Source organism: Vibrio sinensis (assembly GCF_003605645.1).
Taxonomy (GTDB): domain Bacteria; phylum Pseudomonadota; class Gammaproteobacteria; order Enterobacterales; family Vibrionaceae; genus Vibrio; species Vibrio sinensis.
On sequence record NZ_QVMU01000186.1, the window covers coordinates 1 to 405 of the forward strand.

1 protein-coding gene is annotated in these 405 nt (G+C 33.6%); it reads right to left on the reverse strand.

The window, feature by feature from the left end; translation table 11 throughout:
- Positions 1 to 369 (reverse strand): hypothetical protein (locus DZ860_RS25490; RefSeq protein WP_133305470.1); only part of this gene is annotated, 369 nt, incomplete at its 3' end.
- Positions 370 to 405 lie beyond the last annotated feature (36 nt).

Below are 405 nucleotides of genomic sequence, written 5' to 3' on the forward strand. Positions count from 1 at the left end.
ACATTGTTTAGAGTAAACATTAGAACTGTTTTTGTGATAAGGGTAAACAGCAGTTGATATGAAATCATCCGAAATGTAATAAAACTCGAGGTCACTTAGTACTCGTGCTTCGCATTGAGCAGGTTTTTCACAAGGATCAAATGCATTATGAGGATAGGTAATATATGATATGACATCAGGATTTGATTCTTCTGAAATATTCTTATGAAATTCATTAGGACTGTCATTGCAGAGCGTAGGATCGTTAGAAAAATCAGCATCTATCCAAACCACATCAGGTTTTCGATCATGATTAGGTTCATTTAACATATTTTCCTCAGAATTGCAAGTAATTTCATTAGAAATATGTGAATCATTAGGAAAAGTCATACCTGGTACAATAGCATGAGAATTCTGATAAATCGG